General features: G+C 71.0%; 12 protein-coding genes. 8 read left to right on the top strand and 4 right to left on the bottom strand.

Annotation, left to right across the window (positions count from 1 at the left end; translation table 11 throughout):
• Positions 1-110 precede the first annotated feature (110 nt).
• Positions 111-767 carry a TetR/AcrR family transcriptional regulator gene (locus AC3IPY_RS09610; RefSeq protein WP_489184076.1) on the bottom strand — a complete coding sequence of 219 codons (657 nt, stop codon included), beginning with the start codon at positions 765-767 and terminating at the stop codon, positions 111-113.
• Between the two features lie 73 nt (positions 768-840).
• Here AC3IPY_RS09610 and AC3IPY_RS09605 point away from each other — a divergent pair, with 73 nt between their 5' ends.
• From AC3IPY_RS09605 to AC3IPY_RS09575, 7 genes are all read left to right on the top strand, one after another.
• Entirely contained in the window at positions 841-2490 is a 1650-nt protein-coding gene (locus AC3IPY_RS09605) for an ABC transporter substrate-binding protein (protein ID WP_489188246.1), read from the top strand.
• Between the two features lie 4 nt (positions 2491-2494).
• On the top strand, positions 2495-3448 hold the full coding sequence (locus AC3IPY_RS09600) for an ABC transporter permease (RefSeq protein ID WP_489188244.1): 954 nt from the start codon (positions 2495-2497) through the stop codon (positions 3446-3448).
• The gene (locus AC3IPY_RS09595; protein WP_489188242.1) at positions 3445-4299 is read left to right on the top strand and encodes an ABC transporter permease; all 855 of its coding nucleotides are present in this window, start codon (positions 3445-3447) and stop codon (positions 4297-4299) included. The genes AC3IPY_RS09600 and AC3IPY_RS09595 overlap by 4 nt, the downstream gene beginning before the upstream one ends.
• The gene (locus tag AC3IPY_RS09590) at positions 4296-6014 is read left to right on the top strand and encodes a dipeptide ABC transporter ATP-binding protein (RefSeq protein WP_489188241.1); all 1719 of its coding nucleotides are present in this window, start codon (positions 4296-4298) and stop codon (positions 6012-6014) included. Before AC3IPY_RS09595 ends, AC3IPY_RS09590 begins: the two co-directional genes overlap by 4 nt.
• Before the next feature lie 66 nt (positions 6015-6080).
• Positions 6081-8663 carry a valine--tRNA ligase gene (valS, locus tag AC3IPY_RS09585; RefSeq protein ID WP_489188239.1) on the top strand — a complete coding sequence of 861 codons (2583 nt, stop codon included), beginning with the start codon at positions 6081-6083 and terminating at the stop codon, positions 8661-8663.
• Between the two features lie 8 nt (positions 8664-8671).
• Positions 8672-9118: a GNAT family N-acetyltransferase gene (locus tag AC3IPY_RS09580; RefSeq protein ID WP_489188238.1), complete on the top strand. Its 447-nt coding sequence runs from the start codon at positions 8672-8674 to the stop codon at positions 9116-9118.
• Positions 9118-9348, top strand: coding sequence for a hypothetical protein (locus AC3IPY_RS09575; protein WP_489188236.1), 231 nt, complete (start codon positions 9118-9120; stop codon positions 9346-9348). The genes AC3IPY_RS09580 and AC3IPY_RS09575 overlap by 1 nt, the downstream gene beginning before the upstream one ends.
• 18 nt (positions 9349-9366) lie before the next feature.
• On the opposite strand, the gene AC3IPY_RS09570 is transcribed toward AC3IPY_RS09575, so the two are convergent.
• The gene (locus AC3IPY_RS09570) at positions 9367-10197 is read right to left on the bottom strand and encodes a methyltransferase domain-containing protein (RefSeq protein WP_489188234.1); all 831 of its coding nucleotides are present in this window, start codon (positions 10195-10197) and stop codon (positions 9367-9369) included.
• A gap of 30 nt (positions 10198-10227) precedes the next feature.
• Here AC3IPY_RS09570 and AC3IPY_RS09565 point away from each other — a divergent pair, with 30 nt between their 5' ends.
• Complete coding sequence (locus AC3IPY_RS09565) at positions 10228-12267, top strand: M3 family metallopeptidase (protein ID WP_489188232.1); 2040 nt, start codon at positions 10228-10230, stop codon at positions 12265-12267.
• Positions 12268-12340: 73 nt separating this feature from the next.
• On the opposite strand, the gene AC3IPY_RS09560 is transcribed toward AC3IPY_RS09565, so the two are convergent.
• Positions 12341-12670 (bottom strand): metal-sulfur cluster assembly factor, encoded by a 330-nt coding sequence (locus AC3IPY_RS09560; RefSeq protein WP_055857683.1) that lies wholly within the window; start codon positions 12668-12670, stop codon positions 12341-12343.
• Positions 12671-12688: 18 nt separating this feature from the next.
• Positions 12689-13456 carry a Fe-S cluster assembly ATPase SufC gene (gene sufC / locus AC3IPY_RS09555; protein ID WP_489188230.1) on the bottom strand — a complete coding sequence of 256 codons (768 nt, stop codon included), beginning with the start codon at positions 13454-13456 and terminating at the stop codon, positions 12689-12691.
• Between the last annotated feature and the right edge of the window lie 15 nt (positions 13457-13471).

Below are 13471 nucleotides of genomic sequence, written 5' to 3'. Positions count from 1 at the left end.
GACGCCGCCGCGAAGCCTGCACCCGTGTTCTTCCGAAGACTCCCCGGTGATGGCCGGATCGACGTCGTTGCATCGATTGTACGCGTCGAAGGTCCCTCGTCGCGCCTCGGTCAGGCGTGGCTCGCGTCGAGGAGCGGTGCGAACCCGTGGCAGACGGGTGAGACCGCGCGTCGTACGTCGTCGGCGAGGTCGCCGCGCTCGACGCCCGCGAGCGCCCAGGCGCTGGCGCCCGTCACGGCGGCCGCCGTCGCGGCGTTCGCGGCGGCCCGCACGGTCGTGCCGTCGACGCGGCCGCCCGTGCGGCGAGCGAGGAACCCGTCGAGTTGCTCGGCGACCCGCAGGAACCTTCCGAGCCCGGCGGCCAGGAACTCGTCCTGCGTCGCCATCGGCTCGCGCTGGCTGAGCGCGATCGGCACGGCCCGGTGCGGATGCCGCGCCGCGAGCGCGGCGATGACGTCTTCGAGCGCGGCGGAGGGCGCGAGCTCGTCGGGGGCGTCGTCGAGGATCGACGGCAGCGCGGCGAGGGTCTCGTCGACGTCGAGCCAGAGCAGGTCGGACTTCGCGGCGAAGTAGTTGAAGAAGGTGTTGCGGCCGACGCCGGCGCGCTGCGCGATGTGGTCGATCGTGGTCTGCGCGTAGCCCTGCTCGAGGAAGAGCTCGGTCGCGGCATCCTCGAGCGTGCGCCGCGAGGACGCACGGGGCCGCCCGCCGCGCGGTCGTGCCACCTCGCTCGCGGCCGCAGTGCCGCGGGCTTCGGAATCCGTCATAGACTCATTATGGACTGAGTACGAAAACCCGTCCGACTCCCCCACTTCGAACTCAAGAGGAGCACGCCCGCACATGTCGCGTCGCAACTTCCGTTCCCTGCCCATCGCCGCGCTCGCGGCGGCGGGTGCACTCGTGCTCGCGGGCTGCACGCCCGCCGCCGACGCGCCCGAGGCATCCGGCGATCCTGTGACGGGCGGCACGCTCGTCTATGCGTCGGGCGACGCCGAACCCAGCTGCCTCGATCCGCACGTGGGCGGCAACTACCCGCAGGCGCTCATCGCCGGGCAGTTCCTCGAGTCGCTCGTGTCGCTCGACGAGTCGGGTGAGGTCATCCCCTGGCTCGCCACCGAGTGGACTGCGAGCGACGACGGTCTCACCTGGGACTTCACGCTGCGCGACGACGTGAGCTTCACCGACGGCACCCCGTTCGACGCCGAGGCCGTCAAGGTCAACGTCGAGCACGTGAAGGACCCCGAGACGCAGTCCTCGACGGGCTACCTCGCCTTCGGCAAGGTCGACTCCGTCGAGGTCGTGAGCGACACGGTCGCCCGCTTCCATCTCAGCGTGCCCGACAGTGCGCTCCTCGAGTCGCTCTCGCAGCCGTGGAACGCCATGGAGTCGCCCGCCGGCATCGCCCGCGGCATGGACGAGAACTGCCTGGCGCCCATCGGCACGGGTCCGTTCATCGTCGACGAGTGGGTGCCCCAAGACCACGTGTCGCTCGTGCGCAATGACGACTACGTCTCGGGCCCCGCCGACCGGGCGCACGACGGCGCCGCCTACCTCGACGGCATCGAGTGGCGCTTCATCCCCGACTCCGCGTCGCGGTACGCGGCACTGCAGGCGGGCGAGGTCGACATCATCGACAACGCCCAGCCCGACACGCTCGACCAGGCCAAGAAGACCGGCACCCTCGTCGAGATCGATGCCCCGCGGCCCGGTGCCTCCAATCGCATCGAGCTGAACTCGGGGCAGGCGCCGTTCGACGACGTGCACGTGCGCGAGGCGTTCATCCGCGCGGCCGACGTGAACGACGGCATCGACTCGCTCTTCTTCGGCACGGCCGAGCGGTCGCACTCGGTGCTCTCCAGCGTCGAGCCCCTCGCGTACTCCGACGACTCGCTCTTCGGCACCGACCTCGACGCGGCGAACGCCCTGCTCGATGAAGCCGGCTGGACCCAGCGCGACGACCGAGGCATCCGCTCGAAGGACGGCGTGCCGCTCACGCTGCGCTTCCCGGTGTCGACGAACCAGTCGATCCCCGCCGAGCAGTCGCTCTTCGAGCAGGTGCAGGCCACGGCGCTCGAGGCCGGGTTCGACGTACAGCTCGAGCCGGTCGACCTCTCCAGTTGGTACGGCGCCCTGGCCGCGCACGAGTACGAGCTCGTGAGCGCCCCGTACACGAAGGTCGGGCCCGACGTGCTGCGCATCCTCTACCACTCCGACAGCATCACGCCGGCGCCGAGCGGGTACTTCGCGAACCTCGCGCAGCTCGACGACCCCGCCCTCGACGAGTTGCTCACGACCGCCGCATCGGAGTCCGACCCCGACCAACGGGCCTCGCTCTACGAGCAGGCCCAGCAGATCATCCTCGGCGGGTTCTACGCCCTGCCGCTCTACGACCAGCAGAACCACTTCCTGCACTCGCCGAAGCTCCAGGGCGCCCGCGCCATGCCGACGGTGTCGACGCCGACCTTCGCCGACGCCTGGCTGGCAGACTGAGCGGATGCCACGAAGCCGCGTCCTCCGGCGGGTCGCCCTGCGACTCGCCGGAGCGGTGTTCGTGCTGTGGGCGGTCGCCACGCTGACGTTCTTCGCCATCCACCTCGTGCCCGGCGATCCGGCGCAGGCGATCCTCGGCGGACCCGGCTCGCAGGCCTCGCAGCAGGCCCTCGACCAGGTGCGCGCCGACTACGGTCTCGACCAGCCGCTGATCGTGCAGTACGGTGCGATGCTCGGCCGGCTGCTGAGCGGCGACCTGGGTGACTCCTATGCGCTGAAGACGCCCGTGGCTGCGTTGATCGGCGGGCAGATCCTCGGCACCGTCGCGCTCGCCGCGCTGGCCCTGGTCGTCGCCTGGATCCTGGCCGTGGGCCTCGCACTGTGGTCGACCTCGGCGGGCCGGGTCGGCCGCGCGATCGCCGGAGCACTCGAGCTCACCGCGGCCGCGCTCCCCCACTTCTGGCTCGCGACGGTGCTCATCGCGGTGTTCTCGACCTCGCTCGGCTGGCTGCCGCCCGTCTCGAACGACGCCGCGTCGGGCCTCGTGCTGCCGGTGATCACGCTCGCGATCCCGCTGGCGGGCTTCCTCGCGCAGCTCATGCGCGAGCAGATGCTGCAGGCGCTCGAGCAGCCGTTCGCCGTCTCGGCCGCGGCGCGTGGCGAATCCGTGGCGGGCGTGAGACTGCGGCACGCGCTGCGGCACGCGGCACTGCCCGCGATCAACCTGTCGGGCTGGGCGGTCGGATACCTCATCTCGGGCGCCGTCGTCGTCGAGACGATCTTCGCGAGGCCGGGTCTCGGTCGCACCCTGCTGCGCGCGACCGAACTGCGCGATGTGCCCGTCGTCGTGGGCGTCGTGCTCGTCGTCGCGCTCGTCTACGTGCTCATGACCATCGTCACCGACGTGGTCTCGCGGCTCGCGGACCCGAGGCTGCAGCGTGAGGAGGCGGCCGCATGAGCGACCTCGAACTCTCCAACCGCGCCGTCTCGGGGCGTGCGCTGCCCAGGCCGCCGCGGTTCGGCACGATCGTCGCGCTCGTGTTCGTCGGGTTCCTGCTCGTCGCGGCCTTCGCCCCCGGCGTGCTCCAGCCGGTCGATCCGAACGCCATCGCACCGCGTGACGCATTCGAACCGCCCTCATGGGCGCACTGGTTCGGCACCGACGAATCGGGGCGCGATGTGTACAGTCGCGTCGTCGAAGGCACCGCGGCCTCGCTCCTCATCGGCGTGAGCGCGACGGCGATCGGACTCGCACTCGGGCTCCTGCTCGGTGCGCTCGCCGGGCTCGGCGGTCGCGTGCTCGACTTCGCGGTCGGGCGGGTCAACGAGGTGCTCTTCGCATTCCCCGGCATCCTGCTCGCGCTGCTCATCATCGTGCTGTGGGGCCCTGGACCGGTCACCGCGACGATCGCCGTGGGGCTCTCGACCGCGCCCGGGTACGCGCGCATCATCCGCGGCGAGCTCGTGCGCGTGCGCACCTCGTCGTACGTCGAGGCGGCACGGGTGCTCGGGCACGGGCGGGCCCGCGTGCTCGTGCGGCACATCCTGCCGAATGCGCTGGCACCCCTGGTGGTGCTCGCCACGCTCGGCATCGGCCAGGCCGTCGTCTGGGCCTCCGCGCTCAGCTACCTCGGCCTCGGCGCCCAGCCGCCGGCGGCCGAATGGGGTGCGATGCTCTCGGCCGGGCGCATCTACATCACGACCGCGTGGTGGCTGACGGTGTTCCCGGGCCTCATGATCGTGCTGACGACCATCACGACGACGGTGCTCGGCCGTACGCTCGCCGCTCGCGACGGGGCACGGCGATGAGCGTCCGCGAGCCCGTGCGGCCCCTCACCGACGCCGCCGGGCACGAGCCGGTCCTCGACGTGTCCGGCCTGAGCGTCTCATTCCGCGACGGACGGGCCTGGCGCGAGGTCGTGCACGGCATCGACCTCACCGTCGATGCCGGCCGGTGCGTCGCCGTCGTCGGCGAATCCGGATCCGGCAAGTCCGTCACCGCCCGCGCCCTGCTCGGCCTCGCGGGCCGCGACGCGCGAGTGCGCGCCGAACGGCTCACTGTGGCCGGCGCCGACCTGCGCGACGCGAGCGAACGCGAGTGGCGGCGCATCCGCGGCGCGCGCGCCGGGCTCGTGCTCCAGGACGCCCTCGTCTCGCTCGACCCGCTGCGCACCATCGGCCGGGAGATCGCCGACCCGTTCCGCCTGCACCTGCGGATGCCGCCGGCCGAGGCCCGCGCGCGGGCGCTCGAACTCCTCGAACTCGTCGGCATGCCCCACCCCGCGCTGACCATCGACCGTCGCTCGGGCGAGCTGTCGGGCGGCATGCGCCAGCGCGCCCTCATCGCCGCCGCGCTCGCCCTCGATCCGCCGCTGCTCATCGCCGACGAACCCACGACGGCGCTCGACGTCGGGGTGCAGGCCCGCGTGCTCGGCCTCCTCGAGGCCGCACGCGACCGCGGCACGGGCGTGCTCCTCATCAGCCACGACCTGGCCGTCGTCTCGCGTGTCGCCGACCAGGTCGTGGTGCTGCACGACGGGCGCGTCGTCGAGCAGGGGCCGACGGCCGAGATCCTCGGCGAGCCGCGGCATCCGATCACGAGGGCCCTCATCGCCGCCGTGCCGACCGAGGTTCCGCGCGGCACGCCGCTCTCCGCGGCCGACGCCCCTTCGCCAGCCGTCACCGAGCGCCGAGCGGATGCCGCGGGCGCGACCCCTTCCGCGCCGCAGGGTGGGCCGGTGTCGACGCCGATCCTCGAGGGTGTAGGGATCACGAAGACGTTCGGCACCGGCGAGACGGCGGTACTGGCAGTCGACGACGCGTCGTTCCGCGTCGACCGCGGCCGCACGCTCGGGCTCGTCGGCGAATCCGGCTCGGGCAAGAGCACGCTCGCGCGCATGGTGCTCGCGCTCACGACCCCCGACGCCGGCGAGGTGCGCCTCGACGGTGATGCCTGGTCGACGCTCGGGGAGCGCGAGCGGCGCCCGCTCCGCCCGCGCCTCGGCGCCGTCTACCAGGACGCGTTCGGGTCGTTCGATCCGCGGTGGAACGTGCGCCGCATACTCCGCGATGCGCTCGCGGTGGCCCGGGTCGACACGTCGGATGCCGCGGTCGGGGCGCTGCTCGAACAGGTGCACCTCGGGCCCGAGGTCGCGTCGCGGCATCCGCTCGCCCTCTCCGGAGGCCAGCGCCAGCGCGTCGCGATCGCCCGTGCCCTGGCGGGATCCCCCGAAGCGCTGGTCTGCGACGAGCCCGTGTCGGCGCTCGACGCCACAGTGCAGGCACGCGTGCTCGACCTGCTCGACGAGATCCAGCGCGAGCGCGGGCTCGCCCTGCTCCTGATCTCGCATGATCTCGGCGTGATCCGGCACATGAGCGACACGATCGCGGTCATGCGCAGCGGCCGCATCATCGAGCAGGGCGACGCCGAACGGGTATTCCGTGCGCCCGAGCACGAGATCACCGCGGCGCTCATCAGGGACTCCCCTCGCCTCGTCACCCGTGGCCCAGGATCGAACCGCTAGGCTTGAGCGTCAACATTCAGGCACCTCACCACTGACTCGGTGCCGCCGATATCGAACCGGAGCATCATGACCGACACGTCGCGCATCCCCGACAAGCCCGCCCTCGAAGGGCTCGAGACGGTCTGGTCCGAAGCCTGGGAGCGAGACGGCGTCTACACCTTCCCGCGTGAGGCGGCCACGCGCGAGACGATCTACTCGATCGACACTCCCCCGCCCACCGCATCGGGTTCGCTGCACATCGGCCACGTGTTCTCGTACACGCACACCGACGTCATGGCGCGGTTCCAGCGCATGCGCGGGCGCCACGTGTTCTACCCCATGGGCTGGGACGACAACGGCCTGCCCACCGAGCGTCGCGTGCAGAACTACTACGGCGTGCGCTGCGACCCGACCCTGCGCTACGAGCCCGACTTCGTGCCGCCGTTCGAGGGCGGCGACGGCAAGTCGACCAAGGCCGCAGACCAGAAGCCCATCAGCCGCCGCAACTTCATCGAGCTCTGCGAACGCCTCACCGTCGAAGACGAGAAGCAGTTCGAGGCACTCTGGCGCACGCTCGGCCTTTCGGTCGACTGGAAGCAGAGCTACCGCACCATCGCCGACGAGGCCATCTTCACCTCGCAGCTCGCCTTCGTGCGCAACGTCGAGCGCGGCGAGGCCTACCAGGCGCTCGCGCCGACCCTGTGGGACGTGACGTTCCGCACCGCGGTCGCGCAGGCCGAGCTGGAGGACCGCGAGCAGCCCGGACACTACCACCGCGTCTCGTTCCACCGCCCCGACGGCGGCACGATCGAGATCGAGACGAGCCGGCCCGAGCTCATCGCCGCATGCGTCGCGTTGGTGGCGCACCCCGACGACGAGCGGTACCAGCCGCTCTTCGGCACCACGGTCACGAGCCCGGTCTTCGGCGTCGAGGTGCCCGTGCTCGCGCACCATCTCGCCCAGAAGGACAAAGGCACCGGCATCGCGATGGTCTGCACGTTCGGCGACGTGACCGACGTCGTCTGGTGGCGCGAGCTCGACCTGCCCAACCGCGCGATCATCGGCTTCGACGGCCGCATCATCGCCGAGGCGCCAGAGGCGATCACCACCGAGGCCGGCCGCGCCGCGTTCGCGCAGCTCGCGGGCAAGACGACCTTCTCGGCCAAGCAGGCCGTCGTCGACCTGCTGCGCGCCTCCGGCGACCTGCTCGCCGAGCCCAAGGCCATCACGCACCCGGTGAAGTTCTTCGAGAAGGGCGACCGCCCGCTCGAGATCGTCTCGACCCGCCAGTGGTACATCTCGAACGGCGCACGCGACGCCGGCCTGAAAGAGCGCCTGCTCGAGCACGGCCGCTCCATCGACTGGCACCCCGACTTCATGCGCGTGCGCTACGAGAACTGGGTCGGCGGCCTCTCGGGCGACTGGCTCGTCTCGCGTCAGCGCTTCTTCGGCGTGCCCATCCCGGTCTGGTACCCGCTCGACGAGGCCGGCGATCCGAGGTTCGACGAGCCCATCGTCGCCACGCGCGACCTCCTGCCCATCGACCCCTCCTCGGCGCCCGCCCCCGGCTACGACGAGGCCCAGCGCGGCGCGCCGGGCGGCTTCATCGGCGAGCACGACGTCATGGACACCTGGGCGACCTCCTCGCTCACCCCGCAGCTCGCGGGCGGCTGGGAGCGCGACCCCGAGCTCTTCGATCTCGTCTTCCCCTACTCGCTGCGCCCGCAGGGCCAGGACATCATCCGCACCTGGCTCTTCTCCTCGACGCTCCGCGCCGAGCTCGAGCACGGCACCGCACCGTGGAGCGACGCCTCGATCTCGGGCTTCATCGTCGACCCCGACCGCAAGAAGATGTCCAAGTCCAAGGGCAATGTCGTCACGCCCGCTGGCCTGCTCGAGCAGCACGGTTCCGATGCGGTGCGCTACTGGGCGGCATCCTCGCGGCTCGGCACCGACGCGTCGTTCGACCCGCAGAACCCGACCCAGGTCAAGATCGGCCGACGCCTGGCCATCAAGGTGCTGAACGCGGCGAAGTTCATCCTCGGCTTCGAGGGCGCTGCCGACGCCGCGGTCACGGTGGCCGTCGATCGCAGCATGCTCGCCGAACTCGCCGAGGTCGTCGCCAAGGCCACCAAGGCGCTCGAGTCCTACGACCACGCCAGGGCGCTCGAGCTGTCCGAAACATTCTTCTGGACCTTCTGCGACGACTACCTCGAGCTCGTGAAGGAGCGTGCATACGGTGCGCCGAGCTCCGAGCAGGCCTCGGCCGTCGCGGCGCTGAAGACCGCGCTCAGCGTGCTGCTGCGCCTCTTCGCACCGGTCATCCCGTTCGCGACCGAAGAGGTCTGGAGCTGGTCGAACGCCGATTCGGTGCACCACGCGGCCTGGCCGACGCTCGACGAGCTCGCCGCGCGCGGCGAGGCCGGGCCCGAGCTGCTCGAGCTCTCGAGCCTCGCGCTGACCGGCATCCGTCGTGCGAAGACCGGGGCGAAGGCTTCGCAGAAGACGCCGGTGACCCGTGCGGTCATCGCCGCACCTGCCGCGACCATCGCACTGCTCGAGGCCGTGGCATCCGACCTGCGTGCGGTGGGGCGCATCGCCGAGCTCGAATTCGTCGAGGCCGACGACTTCGAGGTCCGTGACATCGAACTGGAAACACCAGAGGCTTAGGGGGGCCCATGACCTACGAGATCCGACGTGCGACCGAAGACGACTTCTTCGGCTGGCTGCCGCTGTTCGCGGCGTACTGCCGCTTCTACGAGACCGAGCTCGACGACGCCAAGGCGCTCATCGTCTGGAACTGGATCAGCGACGAGCACGATCCGCTGCAGGCCGCGCTCGCGGTCGACGAAGATGGCCGGCCCGTCGGGCTCGCCCACTACCGGGTCGTGCCCGACAGCCTGACCGCCGCTCGGGGCATGCACCTCGACGACCTCTACGTCGACGAGGACGTGCGCGGTGGCGGCATCGGCTCGGCGCTCATCGCCTACGTGCACGAGCGGGCGAGCGAGGTCGGCACGGCGGGCGTGTCCTGGATCACGGCCGCCGACAACGAGTCCGCCCAGCGTCTCTACGACTCGCTCGCGACCCGCACGAGCTGGGTCACCTACGAGATGAGCGCCTGATGCAGCTCGGCACGCGCTGGGCGTTCGGCGGTACTCCGCCGGCGTCCGTTCCCGCGGAGTTGGCGGCCCGCCTCGCCGAGGTCGAGGCGGCCCGCGCCGATGGCGCCGGTCACTGGACCCTCACGTGGCTCGAGGGCCGGCCCATCGCCGAGCTCGACGACGGCACACGGGTCACCCTCGAGGGCGCGACGCTCCCGTCGAACGAGCAGGCTCACGACGACGAGTGGTAAGCCTGCCCGCGGTCTGCTTCAGGGCCGCGCGACGATCTCGCCGTGCGGCATGAGCATCCAGCCGTCGGCGGCACGAACCCAGGCGAGCCAGCCGTCGGAGATGCGCTGGAGCTCATCGGGATCGGAGTGACCCGACTCGATCGCGTGCACCGCGAACTGGGACTCCAGGGCCCGCTGCGCCCACGAGGTTCCCCACCACTCGCGCTCGGCGTCGGACGCGAAGACCCAGACCGAGCCGCCGGCCTCGACCTCGCCGAAGCCGGCGGCCAGCACCCAGGCCTTCAGGTGGCGACCGGCGTCGGGCTCGCCCCCGTTCCAGCCGTGCACGTCGTGGTAGAGGTCGAGCCAGCGGGTCAGCTCCGGTGATGCGGGCGCCGTGATGACTCCGCCGTAGTCGACGTCGCGCACCGCGAGCACGCCGCCCGGCTTCAGCACCCGCCGGAACTCGCGGAGGGCGTCGACCGGCCGCTGCAGATGCTGCAGCACCTGGTGGGCGTGCACGATGTCGAACGAGTCGTCGGCGAAGTCGAGCGCGTACGCGTCGCCGACCCGGAACTCGGCATTGTCGACGGCCGAGCTCTGCGCCAGGCCGTTCGCCTCCGCGACGATCTCGGCCGAGGCGTCGATGCCGATGACGCGGCCGGGCCGCACTCGTCGCGCCAGGTCGATCGAGATCGTTCCCGGCCCGCTGCCGACATCGAGGATCCGCAGGCCCGCCGTGAGGTGCGGCTCGAGGTACGCAGCCGAATTGGCGACCGTGCGCCAGGTGTGCGAGGCCAGCACGCTGGGGTGGTGCCCATGCGTGTAGACGTCGCGATCGGGGGTCTGGGACGGGGAGTTCTCGCTCATTCCCCGAGCCTATGCCGATAGGGTCGGCGGATGGACGATGTGACGAACCCGCTGCTCGAGCCGAGTCCGCTCCCCTACGGGTTGCCCCTGTTCGCCCTGGTCCGGCCCGAGCACTACCCCGAGGCCCTCGAGGTCGGCATGCGTCGCCAACGCGAAGCGGTCGAAGCCATCGCGACGGATGACTCGGAGCCGACGTTCGAGAACACAATGCTGGCCCTCGAGCGCTCCGGAGCCCTGCTCGACCGGGTCCTCGCGGTCTTCGAGAATGCGAGTTCGGCCGACCCGAGTCCGCAACTCGACGAGATCGATGCCGCGTTCGCACCGCGGCTGAGCGCCCACGCCGATGCGATCGTGCTCGACCAACGCCTGTTCGCGCGCCTGCACGATCTCTTCGTCCGGCGGGACTCGCTCGGACTCGATCCCGACGCCGTCTACCTCGTCGAACGCGCCCACCACCGCGCCCTGCTCGCCGGCGCCGCGCTCGACGAGCAATCCCGCGAGCGACTCGCCGCGATCAACGGGCGCCTGTCGACCCTGACGACCGGGTTCCAGCAGCACCTGCTGGCCGACACCAACGACCTCGCGCTGCACATGACCGACGAGGGGGCGATCGCCGGACTCGATGACGGAGCACGTTCCGCCGGCCACGAGGCGGCGGCCTCGCGGGGTCTCGACGGGTGGCTGATCACACTCGTGCTGCCGACCATGCAGCCGGCGCTGACGGACCTCGACTCGGCGCAGACGCGCGACGCCCTACTGGCCGCCTCCCGTTCGCGCGGGAGCCGCGGCGGAGCGCACGACACCCGGGCGACGCTCCTCGAGATCGTCCGCCTGCGCGCCGAACGCGCCGCACTCCTGGGGTTCCCGAGCCACGCCGCCGCCGTGACCGCCGGTCAGACCGCGGGCTCGCCCGAGGCCGTGGCCGCCCTCCTCGACGAGCTGAGCGGCGCCGCGATGCGCAATGTGCGGCTCGAGCACGAGGCGCTCGTCGCCGTCGCCGAGTCGGGCGGCGAGCGTGCACCCGTCGCCGCCGACTGGCCACGTCTCGACACGCGCCGACAGGCGGCATCCGGCGCATTCGATGCCGCAGAGGTGCGGCCGTACCTCGAGTTCGAACGCGTACTCGTCGACGGCGTCTTCCACGCCGCCGGGCTGCTCTACGGGCTGACGTTCGTCGCACGGCCCGATCTCGTCGGCTACCACCCCGACGCGCGCGTGTACGAGGTCTTCGAGGACGACGGCGCACCGGTCGGCCTGTACCTGCTCGATCCGTACACCCGCGATTCCAAGCGCGGCGGCGCGTGGATGAACTCCCTCGTCGAACAGTCCGACCTCACCGGTGAGCTGCCCGTCGTGGTGAACAACCTCAACGTCCCGAAGCCCGCGCCCGGCGAGCCGACCCTGCTCACCTTCGACGAGGCCGAGACGCTCTTCCACGAGTTCGGGCATGCACTGCACGGGCTGCTCGCGCGCGTGCGGTTCCCGTCGCAGGCCGGCACGCGGGTGTTCCGCGACTTCGTCGAGCTGCCGAGCCAGGTCAACGAACTGTGGCTCCTCCGGCCCGAGGTGCTCGAGCACTTCGCGGTGCACCACGAGACCGGCGAGCGGATGCCGCGGCAACTCGCCGATCGGCTGATCGCGTCGACCGGCACCGAGACCGGCTTCGCCACGGTGGAGTACCTCGCGGCCGCGGCCCTCGACCTGGCCTGGCACCGCCTCTCCCCCGCCGACGAGGTCGTCGATGCGGCGGCGTTCGAGGCCGCGGCCCTGGTCGCGGCCGGCCTCTCGCACCCGCTCGTGCCCCCTCGCTACGGCAGCGCGTACTTCGCGCACGTGTTCGCGGGCGGATACGACGCCGGCTACTACTCGTACATCTGGAGCGAGGTGCCCGGGGCCGACATCATGTCGTGGTTCGAGCAGCACGACGGCGCGACCCGCGCGAACGGCGAGCGGTTCCGGCGCGAGATCCTCGCGCCCGGCGGCTCACGGGATCCCGGTGACTCGATCCGCGCGTTCCTCGGTCGCGAGCCGTCGATCGACGCCCTGCTCGCACGCCGCGGGCTCGGCTGACCCGCCACGCCGAGACGACGGATGCCCCGTGCAGACGTGCTGCACGGGGCATCCGGTGTTCGTGGTGGGCGTCTCAGATCGCGAAGCCGAGGGCGCGCATCATGTCGCGGCCGTCATCGGTGATGCGCTCTGGGCCCCACGGCGGCATCCACACCCAGTTGATGCGGAACGCCTCGACGACGCCGTCGAGCGCCTCGGCCGTCTGCTCCTCGAGCACGTCGGTGAGCGGGCAGCCGGCGCTCGTGAGCGTCATGTGGATGATGAGCGCGTTGTTCTCGTCATCCCAACCGAGGTCGTAGATGAGTCCGAGGTCGACGACGTTGACGCCGAGCTCGGGGTCGACGACGTCTTTCAGCGCCTCTTCGACCTCGTCGTAGCGCTCAGGAGCGAGTGAGGTGGCCATGTCGAAAGTCTACCCGCGCTACTCGGCTGCCGACTCGGCGACCTGGTAGCGGTCGTAGCCCTCTTCTTCGAGCCGGTCGGCGAGCTCGGGGCCGCCCTGCTCGGCGATGCGGCCGGCGACGAACACGTGCACGAAGTCGGGCTTGATGTAGCGGAGGATGCGCGTGTAGTGCGTGATGAGCAGCACCCCGAGGCCGGTGTTGGCCTTTGCGCGGTTCACGCCCTCGGACACGATCTTCAGCGCGTCGACGTCGAGGCCGGAGTCGGTCTCGTCGAGCACGGCGAACTTCGGCTTGAGCAGCTCGAGCTGGAGGATCTCGTTGCGCTTCTTCTCGCCGCCCGAGAAGCCCTCGTTGACGTTGCGCTCGGCGAAGGCCGAGTCCATCTTGAGGTTCTTCATCGACTCGCGCACGTCCTTGACCCAGGTGCGCACCGAGGGTGCTTCGCCGTCGATCGCGGTCTTCGCGGTGCGGAGGAAGTTGGTGACGGTGACCCCGGGGATCTCGACTGGGTACTGCATGGCGAGGAAGACGCCGGCGCGAGCACGCTCGTCGACGCTCATCTCGAGCACGTTCTCGCCGTCGAGCAGGATCTCGCCCTTGACGACGGTGTACTTCGGGTGACCGGCGATCGTGTAGGCGAGCGTCGACTTGCCGGAGCCGTTGGGGCCCATGATGGCGTGGATCTCGCCCTCGTTGATGACCAGGTCGACACCGCGGAGGATCTCGCGGGTGCCCTGGTCGGTCTCGACGTTGACGTGCAGGTTCTTGATCTCGAGCACGGACATGGTGATGGGGGTTCT

Source organism: Agromyces sp. GL_144 (assembly GCF_057834305.1).
This window is presented reverse-complemented; position numbering and strand designations above follow the sequence as displayed.

Bases quoted from the DNA above. Each gene is read 5' to 3' on its own strand.
- AC3IPY_RS09565 (WP_489188232.1), top strand. From the start codon at position 10,228: ATGGACGATGTGACGAACCCGCTGCTCGAGCCGAGTCCGCTCCCCTAC.
- sufC (WP_489188230.1), bottom strand. From the start codon at position 13,456: ATGTCCGTGCTCGAGATCAAGAACCTGCACGTCAACGTCGAGACCGAC.
- AC3IPY_RS09575 (WP_489188236.1), top strand. From the start codon at position 9,118: ATGCAGCTCGGCACGCGCTGGGCGTTCGGCGGTACTCCGCCGGCGTCC.
- AC3IPY_RS09600 (WP_489188244.1), top strand. From the start codon at position 2,495: ATGCCACGAAGCCGCGTCCTCCGGCGGGTCGCCCTGCGACTCGCCGGA.
- AC3IPY_RS09560 (WP_055857683.1), bottom strand. From the start codon at position 12,670: ATGGCCACCTCACTCGCTCCTGAGCGCTACGACGAGGTCGAAGAGGCG.
- AC3IPY_RS09595 (WP_489188242.1), top strand. From the start codon at position 3,445: ATGAGCGACCTCGAACTCTCCAACCGCGCCGTCTCGGGGCGTGCGCTG.
- AC3IPY_RS09570 (WP_489188234.1), bottom strand. From the start codon at position 10,197: ATGAGCGAGAACTCCCCGTCCCAGACCCCCGATCGCGACGTCTACACG.
- AC3IPY_RS09580 (WP_489188238.1), top strand. From the start codon at position 8,672: ATGACCTACGAGATCCGACGTGCGACCGAAGACGACTTCTTCGGCTGG.
- AC3IPY_RS09590 (WP_489188241.1), top strand. From the start codon at position 4,296: ATGAGCGTCCGCGAGCCCGTGCGGCCCCTCACCGACGCCGCCGGGCAC.
- valS (WP_489188239.1), top strand. From the start codon at position 6,081: ATGACCGACACGTCGCGCATCCCCGACAAGCCCGCCCTCGAAGGGCTC.
- AC3IPY_RS09605 (WP_489188246.1), top strand. From the start codon at position 841: ATGTCGCGTCGCAACTTCCGTTCCCTGCCCATCGCCGCGCTCGCGGCG.
- AC3IPY_RS09610 (WP_489184076.1), bottom strand. From the start codon at position 767: ATGACGGATTCCGAAGCCCGCGGCACTGCGGCCGCGAGCGAGGTGGCA.